Source organism: Micromonospora sonchi (assembly GCF_014646235.1).
Classification (GTDB): domain Bacteria; phylum Actinomycetota; class Actinomycetes; order Mycobacteriales; family Micromonosporaceae; genus Micromonospora; species Micromonospora sonchi.
The window spans coordinates 1-6435 of the sequence record NZ_BMNB01000063.1 but is presented as its reverse complement, the minus strand read 5'-3'; the positions used below and the strand labels follow the sequence as shown (position 1 = coordinate 6435).

The following is a 6435-nucleotide window of genomic DNA, read 5'->3' as shown; positions in this document are numbered from 1 at the left end:
GCGGATCCGGACAGCCTCGGCGGGATACACCAGTCCCGCCACGCCGAAACAGAACCTGACCAGCGCCAGAACGACGGGCTACCCGATCAACGTTCACATACCACATCCGCGACCGGAAGCTCGGGAATCAGCGTGTTATTACTCTGCGAGCCCTTTGGGGGCAGAAAGTGTCCAAGATTGCTGCTGGCGACTTCGGTGGGCGCGGTGGGGGGTAGGTTCGGCGGGTGGCGTACGACGCCCTGGCCGAGAGCCTGCGTTTGATCACTTCGGGGGTGCCGGACCGCCCGGTGCGGTTGAGCCGACGCCGTCGATTCGCGCCAGTCGCAGTCGACGTGGACGGCGATGTCGCCGCCACCCGGTTTCTTCGCCGTGGCGTTGGATGTTACTGGGATGAGACGCACCTGCTGGTCGTCGATGACCACGGAGCCTGGCGGATGCTCGGCGGCGGCTCGTCGTCAAACGGCGACGACCCCACCGCGTACGACTTTGAACGGGCCCGCGACGGCCTCACGCCGTACGAAATGGCGCTGAATGGGAGTGCTGGTGTCGCGCGCGGCAACCGCCTGCTGCCGTGGGGCACGCCGTGGGTGCGCACGACGGCGGTGCTCGTCGGCCATGGGATCGCAGAGCTGCAGGTCAACGGCCGCCGTCTGCCCATCCCGTACCACGGTCATCTGATCGTGGTCTGGGGCTCTCGCCGGCCGCCGACGGTGACCGCGCTCGACGGCGCCGGGCGCAGGGTTGCCACCGCCACCTGTCCTGTGAGCGACAGTCGGCAACCGCCGCTTCGATGACTCGGAGGCTGGAGGCACTAGCATTGCCGCGGTTCGCGGCGGCTTGAAACGAGGCGAGATGCGTTGGCTCCGGCAGTTGCTGGGTAGAAGGCGAGTCCAGCTGGATCCAGGGCGGCAGCAGGCACTGCTGGCCGACGTCCGGCACCGGTACGGCGCCGGCTTGCAGGTCCGGTTTCCGGAACAGGTCGAAGCGATCACCCGGCTGTTGAACGACGACGACGGCCTGGTGGTGGCGGCCCGGATTGTGAGCGAGGCCGCCGACGAGGCTCACGCGGACCTGCAGGCCCAAGCCCACGACGTGCACCGACGGACGGGCCGGCGGCTCCTGGTGCACCGCCGAAACTACCGGCCGCTGTGGAAGGAGGCCGGACCGGCGCTGCGGTGGCCCCTGTTCGCGCTGCCGTGCGGCCTCCACCCGTACGCGCAGGTGGCCGCTGCCGTCGCGGTGGTCGGCAGCCGCGCGGCCCGGCTCGGCCAGGTGACCGACCCGACCCCACTCCTGGCCCGCGTGTTCGAGGTGCTCGACCTCACCACCGTCGGCTGGGAGTACGGCCAGGTACGGGTGGACACCGATGCCGCAGCCCTGGCTGATCGACTGATCTCGACCGCTGGGCAGGTTCTCGCGGCCATCGACGACCCGCCCCGGCTGCCGCCTCCGATCCGCGAGGTGATGCGCCGCAACAACACCCTCGATGTCCACGATCCAACCGGTCCTCAGGTGGTCGGCGGAATCAATGTGGGCGCAAGGATGCGGGAAAGCCTCCTGGTTTGAAACACCGCGGCGGGAATCAGGTCGGCGCGTCATCAGCCGACCGGGCGGACGGCTAAAAGCCTTCCGCCCGGCGTTGGCTGGCTCAGTTGCCGGCCACGATCACCTCGCAGCGGCCCGAGTAGTCTTCAGGCCGCGCGTAGCCCAGGCAGACCCAGACCTCCGTGTACTTGCGGTTGGTGCTGGCGTTCGACTCCCAGCGCAGGCTGGCGCCATCGCCCTCGGACATCCGGTCGGCGCCACCGGCGCGATTCTCTCCCTGCGGGTGGCCAAGGACCTCGTCCGCCGCGACCTCGAACTCGGCGTCGTCACCATGTGCATCGGTGGCGGCCAGGCGCTCGCCGCCCTGTTCCGACGAGTGGCCTGATCCGACGGGCGAAGTCCGGGGGTGGAGCGCTAATCCACCCCCGGTGCTCTTCGTAGATCATCAGCCGACGGTGCGACCGGGCGGACCGCCGTGAGGTCGGCCTGCTCGTCCCGGGCGGCGCAGAGCAGCAGCCGTTCGTCGCAGCCCTGCCACGGGTAGAGGTCGGCAGCTCCGCCGCGTACGGTCCGTGGCCCGTCGCCGGTCCGTGGCCGACTGGGGCCACCTTATGCAGGCGGGATAACGGTGACCCCGGGCCAGCGATGGTGGGGTTGATGGCGGGCGAGCCTGTCCAGGGACGTCTGGAGGCTCGCGCGTCGGGGATTGCGCCGCCAGACGCCATCCAGCAGGTCGGTCAAGCCGAGCGGAGCGCAGACCTCAACCTCACCGTCGGCGGAGAGTCGTACGGCGACAGCGGTGGCGGTCTCGGGCCAGGTCGCCACCGCGTCGGCGATGGACGTCAGCGGCTCAACGGGCCCACCGCCGAACCTACGCGGGTACCAAGTATGGACAGCAGCCTGGTTACGCGCCTCCCACGGAACCTGCGGCCACCGTTCGTGCAACCGCGCGGTGGTCTGGTGGTCGTTGGCTCGCCCGAGATCACCGGGGTCGTAGTAGGCAACGTCAACGTCACGCACCTGCTCGGGCGAGAAGCCGGATCCGTACCGCTCGCCCCACACGAGATCACGAAGCACACCCGCACCCACCCAGGCATCAGGAATCTGTGTATCGCGCACCGTTGCCAACACCCGGATCATCCACGCGCTCGACTGAATCAGTCCCGCCAGAGCATGCGTGACATCGTTCCCCTCAATCCCCATGCCGCTCATGACACCGGCGTCGCGTTGTCGCCAGATCGGCCGTCCGTCCCGGTCGGGTCGGCATCTCGTTGAGTGGTCATGAGATTCGGGCGACCCGCGGCACCGCCGAGAAGCAGGTGTAGCACTGCGGCTGCTGTTGGGCCCAGGTCCATGTTGGGTAGCTCCGCGACCGCCTGGCCCTCGCCGACCACGATCGTCGTCTCCGTGACCGTGCCGGCGAAAGCATGCACCTCCACTGCCAGGGCTGTGCCGCAGTAAGGTTCTCGCGTAAGGCCATCCTGGAGAAAGCCTGACGGCAATTGCCGATGTGGCTGGCGGCCGGACTCGACGAGGGGCCGACCGTTGGTCGTAGGAGCTTGGGTGGCGCTCCTTTCTGGGGGGCGGTCGCGGACAGTAGGCGGCTGCCAGGCTGGCGTTGGCGCATCTGCAGCAGCAGGACCAGGCTGCTCAGCCTGGTGAGGACTAGCCTGCTCCTGCGCCGGTCCCTCGCACATCCCGGGTACACGAACGGGCGTCCACGGGCAGAGCGGGCCTACCATGCTGCGTCTCCTTCCCTGATGTGGGACTTGAACTCGGGACATTCGATCAGCGGGGTGTGGGTGCAGGCGGAGGCGTGCCGGAGGCTGTCGCGCATGCGTGTGAGGCGAGCGATGTCCTGGTCCAGCTCTCGAACCTTTTCCGCCATCCGCTCGCGCAACTCGGCGTCGCCGGGACTCGCGACGAGGAAACGCGCGATCTGCGCCAAGGTGAACCCGGCAGCTTACGCACAACCGATGAGCGCGATCCGGTCGATGATGTCGGGGCTGAATGTCCGGCGTAAGCCGTTGCGCCCGCTCGACCGGATCAGTCCACGCCGTTCGTAGAACCTGAGCGCTGATGCCGTTGTCCCGGTCTGCTCGGCGACCTCGGCGATGTCCAGTTCTGCCGTGCGCGGCACGTCGCGGCTTCAAGCGCTACGACGGGATGATCCACGAGTTCCTGCGCCACCCGTTCGACGACGCAGAAGTCGCCATCGGCGACGCCACAGCCGCCCTGAGGAACTTCTTTGACTCCTGTTGGTGGCACCGCCCGGCGGCCGACAGCAGTGCCGGCACCGGAAGCCACCTCGGGCGAGGGCCGATAGGGTGGCGGCCCGGGTACGGTTATCGATGATCGGATAGGTGCGGGCGTCGGCCGGGCGGAAGCGGTGGCCCGGGGCGACGGACCGGGGAGGGAGCGGGTGTGGTGCGGCGGAGAGCCCTTGTGGTCCGGGGCGGATGGGAGGGGCACCGGCCGGTCGAGGCGACTGACCTGTTCATCCCGTTCCTCGAACGCAGCGGATACGCGGTACGGGTGGAGGGGTCGACGGAGATCTACGCCGACGCCGCCGAACTGGCCGATACCGACCTCATCGTGCAGTGCATGACGATGTCGCAGATCACCGGCGAGCAGGTGGCGGGTCTGGCTGCGGCGGTCGCCGCCGGGACGGGTTTCACCGGCTGGCACGGCGGCATCGCCGACTCGTTCCGCGCCTCCTCGGACTACCTGCACCTGGTGGGCGGCCAGTTCGCCACCCATCCAGGCATTCAGCCGTGCGAACGAAGCGGCGGAGAGAAGGACAACTTCCTGCCCCACTCGATCAAGATCACCGACCTCGGCCGGGAGCATCCGATCACCGCCGGGATCGAGGACTTCGACCTGGTCACCGAGCAGTACTGGGTGCTGCACGACGACCTGATCGAGGTACTGGCCACCACCACCCATCCGACGCAGGAGTGGCACCCGTGGCACCGGCCGGTCACCTCGCCGGCGATCTGGACCCGCCACTGGGGCGCCGGGCGGATCGTCGTGACGACCCCGGGACACAGCCTCGACGTGCTGGAGCACGGATGCGTCCGTACCGTCATCGAGAGGGGGATGGTGTGGGCGACCCGCACGGCGTCGGCATCGTAGGTCTCGGGGTCATCTCCCGCGCGTACCTGAACACGCTCGCCGACCATCCCACGGTGCGCGTCGTCGCGGTGGCTGACCTGGACGCGGCCCGGGCCGTCGCTGCCGCCGCCACGATTCCCGGCGCCGAAGCGGTGAGTGTCGAGCGACTGCTGCACCACCCCGACGTGGCGACGGTGCTCAACCTCACGATCCCGGCGGCGCACGCCGAGATCTCGGGCGCGGCGATCGACGCCGGCAGGAACGTCTACGTCGAGAAGCCGCTCACCGTCACGTTTGCGGAGGGCCGGTCGATCATCGACCGGGCGGCGTCGGCCGGCGTCCGCGTCGGTTGCGCGCCGGACACCGTCCTGGGCACCGGTACGCAGACCGCCCGAGCGGCGATCGATGGTGGACTGATCGGGCGCCCGCTGGCCGCATCGGCCGTCATGGTCACCCCGGGCCACGAGCGCTGGCACCCTGACCCCGGCTTCTACTACGCCCCGGGCGGCGGCCCACTGATGGACATGGGGCCGTACTACATTTCGGCGCTGGTCCACCTGCTCGGGCCGGTCCGCGCGGTGATCGGGGCGGCCAGCCAGCTGCGTGATGCCCGGGTCATCGGCTCGGGCCCCCGCCTCGGGCAGCGGATCCCGGTCGAGGTGCCAACCCACGTGACCGGTGTGCTGGAACACGTGGACGGTGCCCTGACCACCCTCACGACCAGCTTCGACGGGGTCGCGACGACGGCCGCGCCGATCGAGGTGCAGGGGGAGAACGGCACCCTCGTCGTACCCGATCCGAACAACTTCGACGGCGAGGTCCGCCATCTCGCGCTCGACGGCCCCGGGTGGCGCGTCCTGCAACCGCGGGCCGGCTACGTCGCCGCCTCCCGGGGGGTCGGCCTGATCGACCTGGTCCGGGCCGACGAGACGCGTCCGCCACGGGCCAGCGGTGAGGTGGCGCTGCACGTACTCGACATCATGACCGCCCTGCTCCGTTCGGCCGCCGAGGGCCGGCGGGTCGAACTGACGACGGCGGTCGAACGCCCCGCACCCGTCCCGCTCACCCCGACCGAGTACTGGCTGTCAGCCCACGCGCCCGGGCGCTGAGGACGCCGGGGCTCAGGGTCCGGAGTAGCCAGTGGCCCAGAATTCGCCGCTGTGACCGGCGCGGACGATGATCTCGCGTTGCCCGAAGAGGCATGGATGACTGGCCTTATGGATGGTTACGTGCTCGTCAGTTGATCGCTGAGGGCGACAGACACTTGTCGAAGCGTAATCAATGCTGTCGTGTCCCGACTGGGGGTACGAGTGACTACATCGGCCCACGACCGGGGCGCCGCCCGGGATCCGTCGCACCGCCCCGAGGCGCCGCCGTCCCGACCTCCCGAGCATGAGTTGCGGCCATCCTCGGGCACCAGCGTCGAGCCAGTTCCGCCCGCCCGTCCGGGTGCGCCCCGGGCCGCAGTAAGCGTCGCAGTAGCGCAGCGATTGCAGTCGGCTGCCGGCAATCGGGCGGTGGCTGCCATGCTGGCGCAGCGGCGTACCGGTTCGGCGTTGACTCTGCCGACCGTCCCGCCCGTGGCGCCGAACGGGACCGCCGCTGTCGAGCCGTCGATTCATGTACCGGTGCAGCGTTTGGCTCCTGGTGCGGACGCGGGGACCGGGCGGCGGCCAGGCCCCAACGCGGATCCGAAGTTCGCGGCACTGAAGGCGGACGTGCGGGGCAAGCAGAAGCTGCTCGCGGCGCATCCGCCGGCGAAGTCGGAGGCGGCTA

General features: G+C 69.6%; 10 protein-coding genes and 1 pseudogene. 6 read left to right on the top strand and 5 right to left on the bottom strand.

What is annotated here, in order from left to right:
- Positions 1-224 precede the first annotated feature (224 nt).
- Positions 225-794 (top strand): hypothetical protein, encoded by a 570-nt coding sequence (locus tag IEY61_RS30620; RefSeq protein WP_189050790.1) that lies wholly within the window; start codon positions 225-227, stop codon positions 792-794.
- Between the two features lie 58 nt (positions 795-852).
- A complete protein-coding gene (locus IEY61_RS30615) occupies positions 853-1566 on the top strand; it encodes a hypothetical protein (RefSeq protein WP_189050787.1) in 714 nt (237 codons plus the stop codon).
- A gap of 82 nt (positions 1567-1648) precedes the next feature.
- On the opposite strand, the gene IEY61_RS31705 is transcribed toward IEY61_RS30615, so the two are convergent.
- On the bottom strand, positions 1649-1792 hold the full coding sequence (locus IEY61_RS31705) for a hypothetical protein (protein WP_229706632.1): 144 nt from the start codon (positions 1790-1792) through the stop codon (positions 1649-1651).
- Here IEY61_RS31705 and IEY61_RS31700 point away from each other — a divergent pair.
- Positions 1778-1930, top strand: a complete 153-nt coding sequence (locus IEY61_RS31700; protein ID WP_229706630.1) for a hypothetical protein — start codon at positions 1778-1780, stop codon at positions 1928-1930. The genes IEY61_RS31705 and IEY61_RS31700 overlap by 15 nt on opposite strands.
- Positions 1931-1959: 29 nt before the next feature.
- On the opposite strand, the pseudogene IEY61_RS32045 reads toward IEY61_RS31700, so the two are convergent.
- The 4 genes and pseudogenes from IEY61_RS32045 to IEY61_RS32255 all read right to left on the bottom strand — a co-directional run.
- Positions 1960-2145 (bottom strand): annotated as a pseudogene (locus IEY61_RS32045) (hypothetical protein); the annotation flags it as partial.
- A gap of 9 nt (positions 2146-2154) precedes the next feature.
- The gene (locus IEY61_RS30605; protein WP_229706628.1) at positions 2155-2757 is read right to left on the bottom strand and encodes a nucleotidyltransferase family protein; all 603 of its coding nucleotides are present in this window, start codon (positions 2755-2757) and stop codon (positions 2155-2157) included.
- A gap of 523 nt (positions 2758-3280) precedes the next feature.
- Positions 3281-3493 (bottom strand): MerR family transcriptional regulator, encoded by a 213-nt coding sequence (locus tag IEY61_RS32260; RefSeq protein ID WP_373293251.1) that lies wholly within the window; start codon positions 3491-3493, stop codon positions 3281-3283.
- 15 nt (positions 3494-3508) lie between these two features.
- Positions 3509-3685, bottom strand: a complete 177-nt coding sequence (locus IEY61_RS32255) for a MerR family DNA-binding transcriptional regulator (protein ID WP_373293250.1) — start codon at positions 3683-3685, stop codon at positions 3509-3511.
- Positions 3686-3972: 287 nt separating this feature from the next.
- Between IEY61_RS32255 and IEY61_RS30595 the strand changes: the two genes are divergently transcribed.
- The 3 genes from IEY61_RS30595 to IEY61_RS30585 all read left to right on the top strand — a co-directional run.
- Positions 3973-4680 carry a ThuA domain-containing protein gene (locus IEY61_RS30595; RefSeq protein WP_444543365.1) on the top strand — a complete coding sequence of 236 codons (708 nt, stop codon included), beginning with the start codon at positions 3973-3975 and terminating at the stop codon, positions 4678-4680.
- A complete protein-coding gene (locus IEY61_RS30590) occupies positions 4650-5768 on the top strand; it encodes a Gfo/Idh/MocA family protein (protein ID WP_189050783.1) in 1119 nt (372 codons plus the stop codon). The genes IEY61_RS30595 and IEY61_RS30590 overlap by 31 nt, the downstream gene beginning before the upstream one ends.
- A 417-nt stretch (positions 5769-6185) precedes the next feature.
- Positions 6186-6435: hypothetical protein (locus tag IEY61_RS30585; RefSeq protein WP_229706624.1), on the top strand; the 250-nt coding region annotated here is incomplete at its 3' end.

Coding starts and splice junctions, on each gene's coding strand:
- IEY61_RS30615 (WP_189050787.1), top strand. CDS start 853: ATGCGTTGGCTCCGGCAGTTGCTGGGTAGAAGGCGAGTCCAGCTGGAT.
- IEY61_RS31705 (WP_229706632.1), bottom strand. CDS start 1,792: ATGTCCGAGGGCGATGGCGCCAGCCTGCGCTGGGAGTCGAACGCCAGC.
- IEY61_RS30605 (WP_229706628.1), bottom strand. CDS start 2,757: ATGAGCGGCATGGGGATTGAGGGGAACGATGTCACGCATGCTCTGGCG.